Genomic DNA, 18,455 nt, shown 5'->3' with positions numbered 1-18,455 from the left:
CGAACAAGGGGACATCGTGGACGAGAGCGCCGGGAGCGGCAGGCCGCAGCCCGACGGGACGGACGGTCGGCGGCCGGATGCCGCCGAGGGCTCCGGCCATTCCGAAACGCCACGTCCGGTGGACACGGCCGGTGCCGGAAGCGGTGCGGCCGGCGGCAGCACCACCGGCGCCGACAGCGCCGAGCCTCAGCCGCCCGCGCAGGAGCCGCGCGCCGCGGACGAACCCGCGCCGGACGCCGACCGCCTCGCGAAGACCCCGCAGTCTCCGCAGCCCCCCGAGACTCCGCAGTCGCCCGAGGGCCAGCAAACCCCCGGGGCCCCGCACGACACGTCCGGGCAGACCCCCCACGACACCCACCCCGAGTACGCGCACGCCACCGGAGGCCCCGCCCACAAGACGCCCCCGCCGGGCGGCAAGAAGGGCCCCGGGGGTGGGCTGCTCATGGGGCGGCCCTTCGGCGTGCCCGTGTACGTGGCGCCCAGCTGGTTCCTCGTCGCCGCCCTGATCACCTGGGTCTTCGGCGGCCAGCTCGACCGCGTCCTGCCCGAACTCGGCGCCGCCCGCTATCTCGTCTCGCTCTTCTTCGCCGTCGCCTTCTACGCCTCCGTGCTCATCCACGAGCTGGCGCACACCGTCGTCGCCCTGCGCTACAAGCTGCCGGTGCGCCGGATCCAGCTCCAGTTCTTCGGCGGGGTCTCGGAGATCGAGAAGGAGTCCGAGACGCCGGGCCGCGAGTTCGTCCTCGCCTTCGTGGGCCCGCTGCTCTCCCTCGTGCTCGCGGGAGTCTTCTACGGGGCCATGCGCCTCGTGGAGCCCGGCACCGTGCCCGGCGTCCTGCTCGCGGGCCTGATGATCTCGAACCTCATCGTCGCCGTCTTCAACCTCCTGCCCGGCCTGCCCCTGGACGGCGGCCGCATGCTCCGCGCCGTCGTCTGGAAGATCACCGGCAAGCCCATGAGCGGCACCATCGCCGCCGCCTGGGTCGGCCGCGCGCTCGCCATCTCCGTCCTGATCGGCCTGCCCCTGCTCAACCAGTCCGGCGCGCTGGGCGGCGAGACGCAGGAAATCGGCGGCATGGACACCGTCACCGACGCCCTGCTCGCCGCGATCCTCGCCGCGATCATCTGGACCGGCGCCGGAAACAGCCTCCGTATGGCCCGGCTGCGCGAACACCTGCCCGAGCTGCGCGCCCGCGCCCTGACCCGGCGCGCCGTCCCCGTCGAGTCCGCGACGCCGCTCTCCGAAGCGCTGCGCCGCGCCAACGACGCCGGGGCCCGCGCCCTCGTCGTGGTCGACGCGGACGGCGACCCGATGTCCGTGGTCCGCGAGGCGGCCATCGTCGGCGTGCCCGAGCACCGCCGCCCCTGGGTCACCGTCAGCGGCCTCGCCCAGGACATCACCGAAGGCATGCGCATCTCCGCCGAGCTCGCGGGCGAGGAGCTCCTGGACACCCTCAGGGCGACGCCTGCCACGGAGTACCTCGTGGTCGAGGCCTCCGGCGAGATCTACGGCGTGCTCTCGGCCACCGACGTGGAGCGTGCCTTCGTCAAGGCGATGGCCCGCCCCACCTGACGGCCGCACCCTGGTCTCCGGCCCCCGCAGGGGCCGGTAGGCTGGTCACATGTCCGAACCGACCGGTGCCGCCCGCCGACGCGGGCCCTTCAAGGTCGGGGACCAGGTTCAGCTGACCGACCCCAAGGGCCGCCACTACACGTTCACGCTCGAGGCCGGGAAGAACTTCCACACCCACAAGGGTTCCTTCCCCCACGACGAGCTGATCGGTGCTCCCGAGGGCAGCGTTGTCCGCACCACGGGAAACGTCGCCTACCTCGCGCTGCGCCCCCTGCTCCCCGACTATGTCCTGTCCATGCCCCGCGGCGCCGCCGTGGTCTACCCCAAGGACGCGGGGCAGATCCTGGCCTTCGCCGACATCTTCCCCGGCGCCCGCGTCGTGGAGGCGGGGGTGGGATCCGGCTCGCTGAGCAGCTTCCTCCTGCGCGCCATCGGCGACGAGGGAATGCTGCACTCGTACGAGCGCCGCGAGGACTTCGCCGACATCGCCCGGCAGAACGTGGAGCGCTACTTCGGCGCCCCGCACCCCGCCTGGCAGCTCACTGTCGGTGACCTCCAGGACAACCTCAGCGACAGCGACGTCGACCGCGTCATCCTCGACATGCTCGCCCCCTGGGAGTGCCTGGACGTCGTCTCCAAGGCGCTCGTGCCCGGCGGCATCCTCTGCTGCTACGTGGCGACCACCACCCAGCTCGCGCGGACCGTCGAGTCCATCCGCGAGATCGGCGGCTTCAACGAGCCGACCGCCTGGGAATCGATGATCCGCAACTGGCACGTCGAGGGCCTGGCCGTCCGCCCCGACCACCGTATGATCGGCCACACCGGCTTCCTGCTCACCGCCCGCCGCCTGGCGGACGGCGTCGAGCCGCCCATGCGCCGCCGCCGCCCCTCCAAGGGCGCCTACGGCGACGACTACACGGGCCCGAACGCCGACGGCGGCACCCCCCGCGCGGAGCGCTGACCGCGCCGCGGGTGCCGGCATCCGCGTACAACCGCTGAACGCACGGGCGCCGCCGCCGAGTTCCCCCCTTCGACCGGGGAACTCGGCGGCGGTGCCTTTTGGTTCGCGGGCCCCCGGACGCGCGCACGGGCGCGGTGCGATCACGGGCCCCGGTGTTCCGCCGCACTGTGAGGTATGGCACGATGCTGGCCACCTCCCCCACCGGCACAGCCCTCACAGGAGACACTCCTAGTGCAGCACCCCGCCGTCCCGGAACTGGCACACAACACCACCCGTCCCATCCACTGGCTGGCCACAGCGGCCGCGCTCGCCGCCGTCATCGCGGGCTCGTCCTTCCTGCAGCCCGACCCCGCGAACGCAGCCCAGCCGGGCTCCAGACCCTCCGGCAAGACCGCGGCCGCGGCCCCCGCGCCGGCTCCGGACGCGGCCGGCGTCACGTACCCCATCACCTGCGGCAGCGTGAAACCCGTGGTCAAGAAGAAGGCCTCCGGGGACCTCGACGGGGACGGCGCGCCCGAGACCGTCGCCGTGGTGCACTGCGCCGCCGGATCCGGCACACCGCCCGACGGCGTGTACGTCGTCACGCGTGCCACGGGAGGCAAGCCCCGGGTCGTCGCCACCCTGGTCGACCCCAAGGACCGCCAGAACGTCAGCGACTTCGCCGTACGTGCCGGCGTGATCACCGCCACACTCCACGGCTACTCGTCACCGGACGTGCCCAGCTGCTGCCCCGACCTCAAGGACGAGGCCAAGTGGCAATGGAAGGACGGCACGTTCGCGCGGTCCACGCCGGCCGGGGCACACAGCGTGTGACCCAAGAGGCATGAACAAGGGCCTGTATCCGCCGTTCGAACGGCGGATACAGGCCCTTGTTCATGGTGCGCACGGCCGGGTTCTCACGATGTGCACGGCCGGATCGGCGGCCTCATGCCGCGTCGGGGCCGTAGACCTCCACGCTGTCCGAAACGCGGCGCACATGGATGCAGTCGCCGGGGCACTCCTTGGCCGAGTCCGCCACGTCACGCAGAAGCGTCGGCGGAACGGGCGTTGTGGCGCCGGGGGCCTGGAGGAGCTCGTCGTCCCCGCTCTTCACATAGGCCAGGCCGTCGATGTCCAGCTCGAAGACCTCGGGCGCGTACTGCGCGCAGATGCCGTCGCCGGTACAGAGGTCCTGGTCGATCCAGACCTCCAGGAGTTCGCGGCCCTCAGGGCCGGTCCCAGCCTCGTTCTGCACGGTCATCTCTCCTGCCGATCGCTGCGTCGAGCGAGCCGACTCGGGGGCAAGTCGGGCCAACCCTGACGGGTGTTGAACGCTTCGACGATACAACCGCCCGCTTTCCGATGTTGTTGGGTGGGTATCCACCTGATGTGAGGGAGAGCGCAAGGGTGAAGATCGGACACACCTCGACCGTCTTTGTGATCTAGGGGTTTCAATCGACACCCACCCAGGTAGGGTCTGGAAGCGTCCAGCTCCCCTTGGAGGAGGTGAGGACCGTGGCAGCCCACGACGACGACATCAACCGCGGCATCCGGCCGGGGCGAGGGTCTGAAGACCCCGCCGGTCAGGTTGCCTATCTCGAGCAGGAAATCGCCGTCCTGCGACGCAAGCTCGCCGACTCTCCGCGGCATACGAGAATTCTCGAAGAGCGGATCGTCGAGCTGCAGACAAATCTGGCCGGCGTATCCGCACAGAACGAGCGGCTCGCCAACACGCTCCGTGAGGCCCGCGACCAGATCGTGGCCCTCAAGGAGGAAGTCGACCGGCTCGCGCAGCCGCCGGCCGGCTTCGGAGTCTTCCTCGTGGCGAACGAGGACGGCACGGCCGACATCTTCACCGGGGGCCGCAAGCTCCGGGTGAACGTCAGCCCCAGCGTGGAGCTCGAAGAGCTCAGGCGCGGCCAGGAAGTAATGCTCAATGAAGCGCTCAACGTGGTCGAGGCCATGGAGTACGAGAGCGTGGGCGACATCGTCACCCTCAAGGAGATCCTCGAGGACGGCGAGCGCGCCCTGGTGGTCGGGCACACCGACGAGGAGCGGGTGGTGCGGCTCGCCGAACCACTCCTCGACGTCACCATCCGTCCCGGCGACGCACTGCTGCTCGAACCCCGCTCCGGCTACGTCTACGAAGTGGTTCCCAAGAGCGAGGTCGAAGAGCTCGTCCTGGAAGAGGTCCCGGACATCGGCTACGAGCAGATCGGCGGTCTGGGCAACCAGATCGAGCTGATCCGCGACGCGGTCGAACTGCCCTACCTCTACCCGGACCTCTTCAGGGAGCACGAACTGCGGCCGCCCAAGGGCGTCCTGCTGTACGGGCCTCCCGGCTGCGGCAAGACGCTCATCGCCAAGGCCGTCGCCAACTCCCTTGCCAAGAAGGTCGCCGAGGTGACCGGGGCGGCCCAGGGGAAGAGCTTCTTCCTGAACATCAAGGGCCCCGAGCTCCTGAACAAGTACGTCGGCGAGACCGAGCGTCACATCCGCCTGGTCTTCCAGCGTGCGAGGGAGAAGGCGAGCGAGGGAACCCCCGTCATCGTCTTCTTCGACGAGATGGAATCCCTCTTCCGCACCCGCGGATCCGGAGTCAGCTCGGACGTGGAGAACACCATCGTCCCCCAGCTGCTCGCCGAGATCGACGGCGTGGAAGGCCTGGAGAACGTCATCGTCATCGGTGCCTCCAACCGTGAGGACATGATCGACCCGGCGATCCTGCGGCCGGGACGACTCGACGTCAAGATCAAGATCGAGCGTCCCGACGCGCAGGCGGCAAAGGACATCTTCGCCAAGTACCTCACCGAGCGGCTCCCGCTGCACGCGGACGACCTCGCCGAACACAGCGCCGACCGGCGCACCACCGTGGACGGCATGATCCAGTCCGTCGTGGAGCAGATGTACGCAGAGTCCGAGGAGAACCGCTTCCTCGAGGTGACGTACGCCAACGGAGACAAGGAAGTCCTGTACTTCAAGGACTTCAACTCCGGCGCCATGATCGAGAACATCGTCGGACGCGCCAAGAAGATGGCCATCAAGGCCTTCCTCGACGCCGACCAGAAGGGCATCAGGGTCGCCCACCTCCTGCAGGCTTGCATCGACGAGTTCAAGGAGAACGAGGACCTGCCCAACACCACCAACCCGGACGACTGGGCTCGCATCTCCGGCAAGAAGGGCGAACGGATCGTTTACATCCGTACGCTCGTCACCGGAAAGCAGGGCGCGGACACCGGACGCTCCATCGACACGGTGGCCAACACCGGTCAGTACCTGTAGAAGACAGGACGGCTGCGGGTGTCCTTCACGGGTACCCGCAGCTGTCTGTTTTTCAATGAAGGCAATGATCTCCCCACCAGCGCAAAGGCGCTCTAGGCTCTTCGGTACCGCCGAGTCGCGCAGTGCGGGGACGGGCACCGCACACGCACCGGAGAACCAGCGGTACTTGAGCGCCGCACCCGAACGGGAGCGCCGCCGGGCAAGGAGGGCCGCATGACCGTACGGCGAGTAATGGGCATCGAGACGGAGTACGGCATCTCCGTCCCCGGCCACCCGAACGCCAATGCCATGCTCACCTCGTCCCAGATCGTCAACGCCTACGCCGCGGCGATGCACCGGGCGCGACGCGCCCGCTGGGACTTCGAGGAGGAGAATCCCCTGCGGGACGCACGGGGCTTCGACCTCGCACGTGAGACCGCCGATGCCAGTCAGCTCACGGACGAGGACATCGGTCTCGCCAATGTGATCCTCACCAATGGGGCGCGTCTCTACGTGGACCACGCGCACCCCGAGTACAGCTCACCCGAGGTCACCAATCCCTGGGACGCCGTCCTGTGGGACAAGGCCGGCGAACGCATCATGGCGGAGGCGGCCGAGCGGGCCGCGCAACTGCCGGGCGCCCAGCCGATCCACCTCTACAAGAACAACACCGACAACAAGGGCGCGTCGTACGGCACGCACGAGAACTATCTGATGAAAAGGGAAACCCCCTTCTCGGACATCGTGCGCCACCTGACGCCGTTCTTCGTCTCCCGGCAGGTCGTCACGGGCGCGGGCCGGGTCGGCATCGGCCAGGACGGCCACGAGCACGGCTTCCAGCTCAGCCAGCGCTCCGACTATTTCGAGGTCGAGGTGGGCCTGGAGACCACCCTCAAGCGGCCCATCATCAACACCCGGGACGAGCCGCACTCCGACGCGGAGAAGTACCGCCGCCTGCACGTCATCATCGGCGACGCGAACCTCTCCGAGATCTCGACCTATCTCAAGCTCGGCACCACGTCCCTGGTCCTCGCCATGATCGAGGACGGCTTCATCGCGGTGGATCTGGCCGTCGACCAGCCCGTGCGCACCCTGCACCAGGTCTCCCACGACCCGACGCTGCAACGCCTCATCACGCTCCGCAGCGGCCGCACCCTGACCGCCGTACAGCTCCAGATGGAGTACTTCGAGCTGGCCCGCAAATACGTCGAGGAGCGGTACGGCTCCGACGCCGACGAGCAGACCAAGGACATTCTCAGCCGCTGGGAGGACGTCCTGGGCCGCCTGGAGAGCGACCCGATGAGCCTCTCCGGAGAGCTCGACTGGGTGGCGAAGCGGGAACTCATGGAGGGCTACCGCCGCCGTGACAGCCTCGACTGGGACGCGGCCCGGCTGCACCTGGTCGACCTGCAGTACGCGGACGTACGGCCCGACAAGGGGCTGTACAACCGTCTGGTGGCCCGCGGCAAGATGAAGCGGCTCCTGGAGGAACCTCAGGTCGAGCGCGCCCAGACGAAGCCTCCTGAGGACACCCGCGCCTACTTCCGCGGCCGCTGCCTGGAGCAGTACGCGGACGACGTGGCCGCGGCCTCATGGGATTCGGTCATCTTCGACCTGCCGGGGCGCGACTCCCTCCAGCGCGTGCCCACACTGGAGCCCCTGCGCGGCACACGGAATCACGTAAAGGAGCTCCTGGACCGCTGCCGCACGGCAGAGGATCTGGTCCGGGTCCTCTCCGGAGGCTGAAAGGCCCGGCGCGTGGGAATCATCGAGGTGACCCCCGGACGTTGCAGTAACTGGGGGGCCGATGTCGGACCTGGCTTATAGGGTCTGATCAAGTGCATCGAACCGAACGAGCGGGGTGAGGTAGATGGCGACCAAGGACACCGGCGGCGGACAGCAGAAGGCAACGCGTTCCACCGAGGAGACCGAGGAGCAGAGTGCGGAAGCACAGGGCTCCGAGGACCTCAAGGAACGCCAGGAGAAGCTGAGCGACGACGTGGACTCCGTCCTGGACGAGATCGACGATGTCCTCGAGGAGAATGCGGAGGACTTCGTGCGGTCCTTCGTGCAAAAGGGCGGGCAATAGCGACCATGTCGGTCGGGGGGCGTGCGGTACCGGCAATGCACGACGGATTGCCGGGCCGCGCAGCACCGGCGTCGACGCGGGTCGACGCGGTCTCTTTGAACGCCCCCGCCGCACATGTGGATCACCGCCGATCGGCGGGTAGGGTCCCTGACGTACTGTGCTTCAACTGCAATTCGGCCATCGGCAAGTTGGGGGACCATCCCGACTCCGTCCGCCGTGCGGCCGCATACCTGGAAGGAAACGCGTGGAAGCCAACACTCGTAGCACCGGGCGTCTACCGGCTGCCTTCCTGACGCCCGGGTCCTCGTCCTTCATGGACTTCCTGTCCGAGCACCAGCCCGAGATCCTGCCCGGCAACCGGCAGTTGCCGCCCACGCAGGGCGTGATCGAGGCGCCGCACGGCACGACGATCGTGGCGGTGACGTTCCCCGGCGGCGTGGTGCTCGCCGGTGACCGGCGGGCGACCATGGGCAATGTCATCGCGCAGCGCGACATCGAGAAGGTCTTCCCGGCCGACGAGTACTCCGCGGTGGGCATCGCGGGCACCGCCGGTCTCGCCGTGGAGATGGTCAAGCTCTTCCAGTTGGAGCTGGAGCACTTCGAGAAGGTCGAGGGAGCCACGCTCTCCCTGGAGGGCAAGGCGAACCGGCTCTCCACGATGATCCGGTCGAACCTCGGCATGGCCATGCAGGGCCTGGCCGTCGTCCCGCTCTTCGCGGGCTATGACGTCGACCGCGAGAAGGGACGCATCTTCTCGTACGACGTCACGGGCGGCCGTTCGGAGGAGCACGGCTTCGCGGCCACCGGCTCCGGTTCGGTCTTCGCGCGCGGGGCGATGAAGAAGCTCTACCGCAAGGACCTGTCGGAGCAGGAAGCGACGACCCTCGTCGTCCAGGCGTTGTACGACGCCGCCGACGACGACTCGGCGACGGGCGGTCCGGATGTGGCTCGCCGGATCTATCCGATCGTGACCGTGATCTCCGACGAGGGTTTCCGGAAGCTGGCGGACGACGAGTCCTCCGAGATCGCCCGCTCGATCCTTGAGCGGCGCCTGGAGCAGCCCGACGGCCCACGGGCCTCGCTGCTCTGATCGATCCGTATTCGCCACTGACCGAGTCACTGACAGAGAGGGACGGATAGCCGGTGTCTACGCCGTTCTATGTCTCACCCCAGCAGGCCATGGCCGACCGGGCGGAATACGCCCGCAAGGGCATCGCCCGTGGTCGCAGCCTTGTTGTGCTGCAGTTCGCCGATGGCATCGTGTTCGTCGGCGAGAACCCGTCCCGTGCGCTGCACAAGTTCAGCGAGATCTACGACCGGATCGGCTTCGCGGCCGCCGGCAAGTACAACGAGTACGAGAACCTGCGGATCGGCGGCGTGCGCTACGCCGACCTGCGCGGCTACACCTACGACCGGGACGACGTGACGGCCCGCGGGCTGGCGAACGTCTACGCCCAGACGCTGGGCACGATCTTCTCCAGCCAGGCGGAGAAGCCGTACGAGGTCGAGCTCGTCGTCGCCGAGGTGGGTGCCACGGCGGACGCCGATCAGATCTACCGTCTGCCGCATGACGGTTCGATCGTGGATGAGCACGGCTCGGTCGCGGTCGGCGGCAATGCCGAGCAGATCAGCACGTATCTCGATCAGCGTCACCGTGACGGGATGTCGCTGGCGGAGGCGCTGAAGCTGGCCGTGCAGTCGCTCTCGCGCGACAACAACGGCAGCGAGCGGGAGATCCCCGCGGAGCGGCTCGAGGTGGCGGTCCTCGACCGTACGCGGCCGCAGCAGCGCAAGTTCAAGCGGATCGTCGGGCGTCAGCTCTCGCGGCTGCTCGAAGGGGGCGCCTCGGCGCCCACGGACGCCGCGTCCGACAACGAAGACCCGGACACCGGTTCCGAGTCCGGGTCCGGTTCCGCCGAGGAGTAGTCCGGCCCGTTCGTACGCCCCGTGTCCCGGTCCTGTGGCCGGGGCGCGGGGCGTACGCATGTGTGGTGAGCCGGCGGGCTAGCGGGCGGCGGGGGCCGTGGAGCCGCGGACCACCAGTTCGACGGGCAGGGTGTCGGTCCGGGGCGTGTGTCCGTCGAGGACCGCGAGCAGGGACGTCATGCCGCGTTCACCGAATTGTTCGGCCGGCAGCCGCACCGTGGTGAGTTCGGGCTCCACCGCGGTCGCGAGGGTGAGGTCGTCGAAGCCGGTCACGGAGAGGTCCTCGGGCACGCGCAGGCCCAGGCGTCGGGCCGCCTTGCAGGCGCCCGCGGCGAGGATGTCGTCGTCGCAGACGACCGCCGTGGGGCGGGGCCCCGGGGCGCGGAGGGCGGCTTCAGCGGCCGTGCGGGCAGCGTCGACGGCAAGAGGGGCCCGGAGGGTGCGTACGGCCGCGTCGGTGCCCCTCAGCGCCGCGGCGAGGGCCTCGGAGCGCACGTCGAAGGTCCAGGAATCGACGCCCGCGGCGAAGTGCAGGAAGTCGCGGTGGCCGAGGGCAAGGAGATGCTCGGCCACCCGGCGCATGCCGTCGCCGATGTCGAGGTTGACGGTGGCCGCGCCGAAGCTGTCGGCGGGGTCGCTGTCGAGCATGACCAGGGGCAGTTCGTCGCCCTGGATGGTGGCCAGGGCGTCGGACGCGATGGAGGAGGCGAGGATGCCGTCGAGGGCGGCGCGGCTGGAGTCGAAGGGGTCGCGGGCGGGGCCGACACCTTCGGGGGAGGGGTAGAGGACGACCCCGAAGCCGTGCTCGGCGGCGACGCGGGCGGCCCCGGTGTAGACGCGGGCGAAGAACTCGTTGGTGAGGGCGGGCACGACGAGGAGCGCCGTCCTGGTGCGGCCGAGGCGCAGATTGCGGGCCGCGAGGTTGGGGCGGTAGCCCAGTTCGCGGGCGGTGGCCCGGACGCGCTCGGCGGTGCGCTCGGCGACCCGGCCGCGCCACTTGTCGCCGAACACGAGGGAGACGGTGGCCTGGGACACCCCGGCGGCGCGTGCGACGTCGCGGCTCGTGGGGCGTGACCCCGCGGCCTCCTGCTGTGGCCCGGCCACTCCTGGTACCTCCCTGATCGCTCCCGCGGGATGCTCTTCGGATGGACCCGCGGTGAGCGCTCATGGTACGTATGACCCTCGACGTTATACGTAAAACCTCGGCGCGTCGGTGCAGGGGGAAGGGGCGGGAAGCATGGCTGCCGGATACGCGGAGATCCTCCGGACGAGATATGCGGGACGGCTGCTCGCGGGCACGCTGGTGGGCCGCCTGCCGAACGCGACCGCCCCGATCGCCATCGTGCTGTTCATCCGCGCCGAGGGCGGGACGTACAGCCTGGCCGGCGCTCTCGCCGCGGTGTACGGCGTGGCCAACGCGGTGGGGCAGCCGCTGCTCGGCCGCCTGGTGGACCTCTGCGGACAGCCGCGCATCCAGCTCCCGGCGGCGGTCGTCTCGGCGGTCGCCATGGCCTCCTTCGCCTTCACCGGGCCCGACGCGCTGGTCCTCGCGTATGTGTCGGTGGGCGTGGCGGGTCTCTTCACGCCGCCCCTGGAGGGCGGTCTGCGCGCGCTGTGGCCGAGCGTCCTGGGCAAGGAGGAGCAGGTGCACACGGCGTACGCCATGGACGCCATCGCCCAGGAGGTCATGTTCACCGTCGGACCGCTGCTCGTCACGGGCTGCGTCGCGCTCTGGTCGGAGCAGGCCGCGCTGCTCGTCGTGAACGCCGTCGGCGTGCTCGGCGCCCTCTCCGTAGTGGTGTCGCAGCCCTCGCGCGCGTGGCGCTCGGCGCCCCGCGAGGCGCACTGGCTCGGCGCGCTGCGCTCACCCGGCCTCATCGCGCTGCTCGGCGCGTTCCTGTTCATCGGCATGGCGCTCGGCTCCATCACCGTCGCCGGTGTGTCGTACGCCGACGAGCACGGCGGCGACGCGGTGTACGGCTGGATGATGGCGGCGCTCGGACTCGGCGCGCTCGTCGGCGGATCCGTGTACGGGGCGCGGCAGTGGGCCGGGGTCCCGGAGAAGCGCCTGACGGGCCTGGTGGCCCTGCTTGCGCTCTGCTACTGGCCGTTGACGCTGACGCCGGGCGCGGTCGCCATGACGGCGCTCGCGGCCGTCGCCGGGGTCTTCCTCGCGCCGGCGATCGCGTGCGCGTTCATCATCGTCGACCGGCACGCCCCGCGCGGCACCGTCACCGAGGCGTTCTCCTGGCTCGTGACCACGTTCACGGTCGGTGCTTCGCTCGGCACGGCCGCGGCGGGCCCCGTCGTCGAGTGGGGCGGGACCCGGTGGGGTTTCGCCGTGCCGGGGCTCGCCGGTGTCGCCGCTCTGCTTGTCCTGCTGGCCACGGCGCGGGTGCTCGCGCTCCCCGCTGATTCGGCGGTCGTTGCGGGTTCATCGGAAAATGATCGAAACGGTGCCGTCGAACCCGGTTTCAGCGCAGGGCATCAGGCGTAATGTTCAGTCATGGACCGCCGCATTTTCGGGCTGGAGAATGAGTACGGCGTCACGTGCACGTTTAGGGGACAGCGCCGTCTGTCGCCTGACGAGGTGGCGCGCTACCTCTTCCGCCGTGTTGTCTCATGGGGCCGCAGCAGCAACGTCTTTCTGCGGAACGGCGCCCGCCTCTATCTTGACGTCGGGTCACATCCGGAATACGCAACACCGGAATGTGACAACGTGACCGAGCTGGTCACGCACGACAAGGCGGGCGAGCGCATTCTGGAAGGCCTGCTCGTCGACGCCGAACGCCGCCTGCACGAGGAGGGAATCGCGGGCGACGTCTATCTCTTCAAGAACAACACCGACTCGGCGGGAAACTCCTACGGCTGCCACGAGAACTATCTGGTGGCCCGGCACGGGGAGTTCTCGCGGCTCGCGGACATCCTCATTCCCTTCCTCGTCACGCGACAGCTGCTGTGCGGCGCGGGCAAGGTGCTGCAGACTCCACGCGGCGCCGTGTACTGCGTCAGTCAGCGTGCCGAGCACATCTGGGAAGGGGTCTCCTCCGCGACCACCCGCTCCCGGCCGATCATCAACACCCGCGACGAACCGCACGCGGACGCCGAGCGCTACCGCCGGCTGCACGTCATCGTCGGCGACTCGAACATGTCCGAGACGACCATGCTCCTGAAGGTCGGAGCCACCGACCTCGTCCTGCGCATGATCGAAGCGGGCACGGTGATGCGCGACCTGACCCTGGAGAACCCGATCAGGGCCATCCGCGAGGTCAGTCACGACATCACGGGCCGCCGCAAGGTGCGCCTGGCCAGCGGCCGCGAGGCGTCCGCCCTCGAAGTGCAGCGCGAGTACTACGAAAAGGCCGTGGACTTCGTGGACCGCCGCGGCATCCGCACGGGCACGGTCGAGCAGGTCCTGGAACTGTGGGGCCGCACGCTCGACGCGATCGAGGCCGAGGACCTCGACCGTATCGGCACCGAGATCGACTGGGTCATGAAGTACAAGCTCATCGAGCGGTACCGAGCGAAGAACAACATGACCATGTCGCATCCGCGGGTCGCGCAGATAGACCTCGCGTATCACGACATCCACCGACGTCGCGGGCTGTACTACCTCCTGGAGAAGAAGGGCCAAGCCGCCCGCATCTGCAACGACTTGAAGATCTTCGAAGGCAAGTCGGTGCCTCCGCAGACCACCCGCGCACGGCTGCGCGGCGACTTCATCCGCCGGGCCCAGGAGCAGCGCCGTGACTTCACGGTCGACTGGGTGCACCTCAAGCTCAACGACCAGGCACAGCGCACCGTGTTGTGCAAGGACCCCTTCCGGTCGGTCGACGACCGGGTGGAGAAACTGATCGCCGGTATGTAACCCCTGATACAGGAGATGCGTTGCGGGAACGCAACGCGGGGCGCCGTACGTTCCTCGTACGGCGCCCTTCTCCATGCGTAGAGTTGCGCGCACGCCAACCGACAAGATCGATCGATACGAGGCCCCCACCGTGCGCCGACGCTCACTTCTCCTTGCTGTTCCGGCCGGACTGCTCACGCTGGCCGGCTGTGGCGACGACAAAAAGGCCGACAAGGCCAAGCCCAGTGACAGCCCAGCCCCCTCCAACTCGTCCTCGGCCGCGCCGACGGCGAAGATCGTGGACGGGCCGCTGCCCGAGATCACGAAGGGGACGAAGTTCGGGCAGAAGCCGACCGTCGCCAAGGGGCCCGGCAAGCCGTCCTCCGACCTCGCGGTCAAGACCCTGATCGAGGGCAAGGGCGACGAGGTCAAGAAGGGCGACTACCTCCAGGCCAACTACCTCGGCCAGATCTGGGCCACGGCCAAGGTCTTCGACAACTCGTACGACCGTGGCAACCCCACGGTCTTCCCGATCGGCGTCGGTCAGGTCATCCCCGGCTGGGACCAGGCCCTGGTCGGCAAGAAGCTCGACAGCCGCGTGCAGCTCGCGATCCCGCCCAAGATGGGTTACGGCACCGAGGGCAACAAGCAGGCGGGCATCAAGGGCGACGACACGCTGGTCTTCGTCGTGGACCTCGTGGGCACCTTCAGCAACAAGAGCTCGGCCAAGGGCAAGGAGGTCGCGCAGTCCAACATCGACCTCCCCAAGGTCGGCACGAACACGGACGGCAAGGCGCCCTCCATCGACGTCCCGAAGAAGGACGCCCCCAAGAAGCTCGTCGCGAGCTATGTCCTGGAGGGCGACGGCGAGGAGGTCAAGGAGACCGACAGCCTCCTGTGCCAGTACAAGGGCGTGCTGTGGGCCGACGGCAAGGAGTTCGACTCCTCGTACAAGAGCGGCCAGCTCGCCTCGTTCCAGCTGGCCCAGGTCGTCAAGGGCTGGGCGCAGGGCCTGACCGGCAAGAAGGTCGGCAGCCGCGTCCTGATCGTCATCCCGCCGAAGCTGGGATACGGCGACCAGCCGCCGCAGGGCAGCTCCATCAAGAAGGACTCCACGCTGGTCTTCAGCGTGGACATCCTCGCGAAGATGTAAGACTGTCCCGGCCGGTCATCCGTATCAAGCAGGAGCATTAGACGTGAGCATCGAGAAGCCCGAGATCGACTTCCCCGACGGTCCGGTCCCCACCGACCTCGAGATCGTGGACATCTGGGAGGGCGACGGCCCGGAGGCCAAGGCCGGCGACACCGTCCAGGTCCACTACGTGGGAGTTTCCTTCTCCAGCGGTGAAGAGTTCGACGCCTCCTGGAACCGCGGCAACCCGCTCGCGTTCCAGCTGGGCGCCGGTCAGGTCATCGCCGGCTGGGACCAGGGTGTCCAGGGCATGAAGGTCGGCGGCCGCCGCAAGCTGACCATCCCCTCCCACCTCGCGTACGGCGAGCGCGGCGCCGGTGGCGGCCGCATCGCGCCCGGCGAGACGCTGATCTTCGTCTGCGACCTCGTCGCCGTCTGAGAGACGACCGGGGCCAGGGTCTGACCAGACCTGTCCGCCGAGGGTCCATGCCTGTTCCGGCATGGGCCCTCGGCTTTTGCGACGACACCCCGGGGCGGTACGGTCGGCGGTCGGAAGACATGATGAGAAAGGGCGTCGATGGCCATTGCCAAGGCCGAGCGGCTGATGAACCTGGCGCTGTGTCTGCTCGGGACGCGGCGGCCGCTCAGCAAGCGCGAGCTGCGCGAGTCCATCGAGGCCTATCTGGAGGCGGGGTCCGACGACTCCTTCAACCGGATGTTCGAGCGCGACAAGGACGATCTGCGCGAACTCGGCCTGGTCATCGAGACGGTGGAGAATCTCGACGGCGAGGTGGGCTATCTCGCGCGCCGCGACAGCAACCGCCTGCCGCCCATCACCATCGACGCCGAGGAAGCCGCCGCGCTCGGCCTGGCGGCCAAGGTCTGGCAGCAGGCCCGGCTCGCCGGAGCCGCCAGCGGCGCCCTGCAGAAGCTGCGCGCCGCGGGGCTGCCGGAGGACGTCGACCCGTACGAGGCACACAGCGCCCTCGAACCGCGCATCCCCGTGCACGAGGCGTCCTTCGAGCCGCTGATGCTGGCCTGCCGCGACCGCCGCCCCGTCGTCTTCGACTACCGCAAGGCCACCGCGGCCCGCCCCGGGCAGCGGCACGTCGAGCCGTGGGCGCTCGAGTGCTGGCGCGGCCACTGGTACCTCGCCGGCTGGGACCGCGACCGCGGCGCCGAGCGGGTCTTCAGGCTCTCCCGCATCACCGGGAAGGTCCGCGCCCGCGCCGGGAAGTACACCGCGCCCGTTCCCGACGTGGTCACGGTGCGTGAGACCGTCGCGAGCTGGGCGGGGGAGAGCGCCGACCGCTCCGCCCTGATCAGACTGCGTTCGGGCGCGGGCTACCCGCTGCGCGCCAAGGCCGCCCGCATACGCGCGGCGGGCGAGGGGTGGGACGAGTTGGAGATTCCGTACGGGCACGGGCTCGACGCCTGGCTGGTGGAGTTCGGGCCCGACGTGGTGGTCATCGAGCCCGCCGAGCTGCGGGCCGACGTCGTGGACCGGCTGCGCGCCGTGGCCAAGGGCTGAAGGGGGAGAGAACCATGGCCACGAACGCCATCGACCAGACCCGGCGGATGCTCTCCCTGGTGACCTATCTGCGCGAGCGCCCCGGCGCCCACGTCAGTGACGTGGCCCGCGCCTTCGGGATCACCGAGGACGAGCTGATCTCGGACCTGGACGTGCTGCCGCTGTGCGGGACCAGCTTCCGCGGCGGCGACCTGCTCGACATCGACACCGACGGCGACCGCATCTGGTGGCACAACCCCGACGACGTGGCGGCCCCGCTGCGCCTCGCCGCGGACGAGGCCACCGCGCTCCTGGTCGCCGCCCGCGCTGTCTCCACCCTTCCGGGGCTGCGCGAGAGCGACCGGCAGGCACTGGTGCGCGCCACCGCGAAGCTGGAGGCCGCGGCCGGCGAGAACGCGGGCGCCAGCGCGCGGCTCTCGGTGACCTTCGAGTCCGAGGGCGGCGTCTTCGCCGACGTCGACCGCGCCATCTCCGAGCGGCGCCGGCTCTGGCTGCGCTACTACTCGCCCGCGCGCGACGAGCTCACCGAGCGCGAGGTGGACCCGGTCCGGCTCTTCGCCGTCGGGCACACGTACATGGAGGCGTGGTGCTACCACTCCGAGGCGCGCCGCACCTTCCGCCTTGACCGGGTGGCCGAGATCAAGATCCTGGACGAGCCGTCGTCGCCGCCCGAGGTCGAGCTGCGTGACCTCTCCGAAGGGCTCGTGCAGCCCGCCGCCGAGGACCCCGAGGTCGTCGTCGAGGTCGGACCCGGCGGCCGCTGGGTCGCCGAGTACTACCCCCACGACAGCGCCGAGGAGCTCCCCGACGGCGGCCTGCGGATCACCCTGCGCACCCCGGACCCCACCTCGCTGCGCAGGCTCGCGCTGCGCCTCGGCGGAGACGGCCACATCCTCTCCCCGGCCGATCTCGCGGACAGCGCCCGGCAGGCGGCGCGCGAGGCGCTCGCGGCCTACGACGAGCACGACAAGCACCCCGGTGACGAGCAGCACGACCAGCACGCCGGCACGTCGTACGACAGGCAGGAGCAAGGGCGTTGAACACCAGCATCATGTCCGAGATTCCCGGAATGTCGAGAATCGCCCCTGTGCTCTTCAAGGCCGCCTGCCCCGACTGCCGCGCCCGCTTCGAACTCTCCGCGGGCGCCCTGCGGTTGGCCATCGGCGCATCGGCCCGCACCACCTTCTACTCGTTCACCTGCCCCGAGTGCGGCACCGCGGTCCGCAAGCCCGCGGGCGAGCGCATCGTCGAACTGCTCACCGGCGGCGGGGTGCGGACGCTGCGTCTGCACTCGACCGTCTAGGCTCGGCGCATGTTCTGGGCGATGGTGGCGATTGCCGCGGGGTTCTGCGGCCTCGCCGTGCTGGGCGTACTGGCGATCCGGGTCTTCGTCGAGGCGCAGCGCCTCAGCCGGCAGGTGACGCAGACCACACAGCGGATCAACCGTGCGGCGGAGGACCTCGAGGCGGCAGCGACCGGCGTGGCCCGTGCGGGCCGGGACGTCCGCTAGGTCCCGTGGAACCCGGTGATGCCGCCGGGGCGCACATCGATGCCGCGGCCTGTCAACTTCCCTTGTCCGGCAGGTACGCTGCTGCAGTGGCCCGGAGTGCGAGGCGCGGGCCGCAACTGGGAGTACGCACAGGGATTGCCCTGCGTTCACCCCTGAGCGTTACGATCGCTGCCAGCACGGTGGTCGGACAGCCAAGTCCGGCCTGTCCGGCAGCCCCGCCCCTGCCGCCTCGGTGAGAAGGTAAAGACCTATGTTCGGAAAGATCGGCGCCCCCGAGATCATTCTCATTCTCGTCGTCATCGTTCTGCTGTTCGGCGCGAAGAAGCTTCCCGACATGGCCCGGTCGCTCGGCAAGTCCGCGCGCATCCTCAAGAGCGAGGCCAAGGCGATGAAGTCGGACGGCAAGAAGGACGAAGCCGCCCCGGCCGACCCGCCCGGCGACCCTTCCGCCGCCCAGCCCCGCACCATCCAGGCCGCGCCCGGCGACGTGACCAGCTCGCGACCGGTCACCGAGCCCACCGACAGCACGACGAAGCGCTGATCCAAGGCCGGCGACGGCCGGCCTGCCGCACGAGATGAGGACGTGGGTTGCTCAAGTCTGCCCGCAAGAAGGAACAGGATCCCGAGGGGCGGATGCCGCTTGCGG

General features: G+C 69.5%; 19 protein-coding genes and 1 pseudogene. 18 read left to right on the top strand and 2 right to left on the bottom strand.

Annotation, left to right across the window (positions count from 1 at the left end):
• Positions 1 to 16: 16 nt before the first annotated feature.
• The 3 genes from ACQKIP_RS13060 (at position 17) to ACQKIP_RS13050 (ending at position 3,347) form a co-directional block, all read left to right on the top strand.
• The gene (locus tag ACQKIP_RS13060; protein ID WP_365860072.1) at positions 17 to 1,573 is read left to right on the top strand and encodes a site-2 protease family protein; all 1,557 of its coding nucleotides are present in this window, start codon (positions 17 to 19) and stop codon (positions 1,571 to 1,573) included.
• A gap of 49 nt (positions 1,574 to 1,622) precedes the next feature.
• Positions 1,623 to 2,534, top strand: coding sequence for a tRNA (adenine-N1)-methyltransferase (locus ACQKIP_RS13055; protein ID WP_365860073.1), 912 nt, complete (start codon positions 1,623 to 1,625; stop codon positions 2,532 to 2,534).
• 231 nt (positions 2,535 to 2,765) lie between these two features.
• On the top strand, positions 2,766 to 3,347 hold the full coding sequence (locus ACQKIP_RS13050) for a hypothetical protein (protein ID WP_365860074.1): 582 nt from the start codon (positions 2,766 to 2,768) through the stop codon (positions 3,345 to 3,347).
• A gap of 112 nt (positions 3,348 to 3,459) precedes the next feature.
• Here ACQKIP_RS13050 and ACQKIP_RS13045 read toward each other — a convergent pair whose 3' ends face one another.
• Positions 3,460 to 3,774: a ferredoxin gene (locus tag ACQKIP_RS13045; RefSeq protein ID WP_361196723.1), complete on the bottom strand. Its 315-nt coding sequence runs from the start codon at positions 3,772 to 3,774 to the stop codon at positions 3,460 to 3,462.
• A 254-nt stretch (positions 3,775 to 4,028) separates the two neighbouring features.
• Between ACQKIP_RS13045 and arc the strand changes: the two genes are divergently transcribed.
• From arc to prcA, 6 genes and pseudogenes are all read left to right on the top strand, one after another.
• Entirely contained in the window at positions 4,029 to 5,795 is a 1,767-nt protein-coding gene (gene arc, locus ACQKIP_RS13040; RefSeq protein ID WP_365860075.1) for a proteasome ATPase, read from the top strand.
• 213 nt (positions 5,796 to 6,008) lie between these two features.
• On the top strand, positions 6,009 to 7,520 hold the full coding sequence (dop, locus tag ACQKIP_RS13035) for a depupylase/deamidase Dop (RefSeq protein WP_361196729.1): 1,512 nt from the start codon (positions 6,009 to 6,011) through the stop codon (positions 7,518 to 7,520).
• A 124-nt stretch (positions 7,521 to 7,644) separates the two neighbouring features.
• Positions 7,645 to 7,863, top strand: a complete 219-nt coding sequence (locus tag ACQKIP_RS13030; protein ID WP_365860076.1) for a ubiquitin-like protein Pup — start codon at positions 7,645 to 7,647, stop codon at positions 7,861 to 7,863.
• Between the two features lie 89 nt (positions 7,864 to 7,952).
• Positions 7,953 to 8,156: pseudogene (locus ACQKIP_RS13025) on the top strand (endonuclease domain-containing protein); the annotation flags it as partial.
• A complete protein-coding gene (prcB, locus tag ACQKIP_RS13020; protein WP_365860077.1) occupies positions 8,108 to 8,953 on the top strand; it encodes a proteasome subunit beta in 846 nt (281 codons plus the stop codon). The pseudogene ACQKIP_RS13025 and the gene prcB, both read left to right, overlap by 49 nt.
• Before the next feature lie 53 nt (positions 8,954 to 9,006).
• Entirely contained in the window at positions 9,007 to 9,789 is a 783-nt protein-coding gene (gene prcA, locus ACQKIP_RS13015; RefSeq protein ID WP_365860078.1) for a proteasome subunit alpha, read from the top strand.
• Between the two features lie 78 nt (positions 9,790 to 9,867).
• On the opposite strand, the gene ACQKIP_RS13010 is transcribed toward prcA, so the two are convergent.
• Complete coding sequence (locus ACQKIP_RS13010) at positions 9,868 to 10,893, bottom strand: LacI family DNA-binding transcriptional regulator (protein WP_365860079.1); 1,026 nt, start codon at positions 10,891 to 10,893, stop codon at positions 9,868 to 9,870.
• A 133-nt stretch (positions 10,894 to 11,026) separates the two neighbouring features.
• On the opposite strand from ACQKIP_RS13010, the gene ACQKIP_RS13005 reads away from it, so the two are divergent.
• From ACQKIP_RS13005 to tatA, 9 genes are all read left to right on the top strand, one after another.
• On the top strand, positions 11,027 to 12,286 hold the full coding sequence (locus ACQKIP_RS13005) for an MFS transporter (protein WP_365860080.1): 1,260 nt from the start codon (positions 11,027 to 11,029) through the stop codon (positions 12,284 to 12,286).
• Between the two features lie 9 nt (positions 12,287 to 12,295).
• A complete protein-coding gene (gene pafA, locus ACQKIP_RS13000) occupies positions 12,296 to 13,657 on the top strand; it encodes a Pup--protein ligase (RefSeq protein ID WP_150165878.1) in 1,362 nt (453 codons plus the stop codon).
• A 130-nt stretch (positions 13,658 to 13,787) separates the two neighbouring features.
• Entirely contained in the window at positions 13,788 to 14,789 is a 1,002-nt protein-coding gene (locus tag ACQKIP_RS12995; protein ID WP_365860181.1) for an FKBP-type peptidyl-prolyl cis-trans isomerase, read from the top strand.
• A 43-nt stretch (positions 14,790 to 14,832) separates the two neighbouring features.
• A complete protein-coding gene (locus ACQKIP_RS12990) occupies positions 14,833 to 15,207 on the top strand; it encodes an FKBP-type peptidyl-prolyl cis-trans isomerase (protein WP_361196752.1) in 375 nt (124 codons plus the stop codon).
• Positions 15,208 to 15,345: 138 nt separating this feature from the next.
• A complete protein-coding gene (locus ACQKIP_RS12985; RefSeq protein WP_365860081.1) occupies positions 15,346 to 16,299 on the top strand; it encodes a helix-turn-helix transcriptional regulator in 954 nt (317 codons plus the stop codon).
• A gap of 14 nt (positions 16,300 to 16,313) precedes the next feature.
• Positions 16,314 to 17,339 carry a helix-turn-helix transcriptional regulator gene (locus ACQKIP_RS12980; RefSeq protein WP_365860082.1) on the top strand — a complete coding sequence of 342 codons (1,026 nt, stop codon included), beginning with the start codon at positions 16,314 to 16,316 and terminating at the stop codon, positions 17,337 to 17,339.
• An 11-nt stretch (positions 17,340 to 17,350) separates the two neighbouring features.
• Positions 17,351 to 17,602, top strand: a complete 252-nt coding sequence (locus ACQKIP_RS12975) for a hypothetical protein (protein WP_361196937.1) — start codon at positions 17,351 to 17,353, stop codon at positions 17,600 to 17,602.
• A gap of 9 nt (positions 17,603 to 17,611) precedes the next feature.
• Positions 17,612 to 17,809, top strand: a complete 198-nt coding sequence (locus tag ACQKIP_RS12970; RefSeq protein WP_365860083.1) for a hypothetical protein — start codon at positions 17,612 to 17,614, stop codon at positions 17,807 to 17,809.
• Between the two features lie 250 nt (positions 17,810 to 18,059).
• Positions 18,060 to 18,350, top strand: a complete 291-nt coding sequence (tatA, locus tag ACQKIP_RS12965) for a Sec-independent protein translocase subunit TatA (protein WP_351164975.1) — start codon at positions 18,060 to 18,062, stop codon at positions 18,348 to 18,350.
• Positions 18,351 to 18,455 lie beyond the last annotated feature (105 nt).

Source organism: Streptomyces sp. NPDC059900 (assembly GCF_050270335.1).
Taxonomy (GTDB): domain Bacteria; phylum Actinomycetota; class Actinomycetes; order Streptomycetales; family Streptomycetaceae; genus Streptomyces.
Note: the sequence above shows the minus strand (reverse complement) of the source record. Positions and strands in the feature narration are given on the sequence as shown.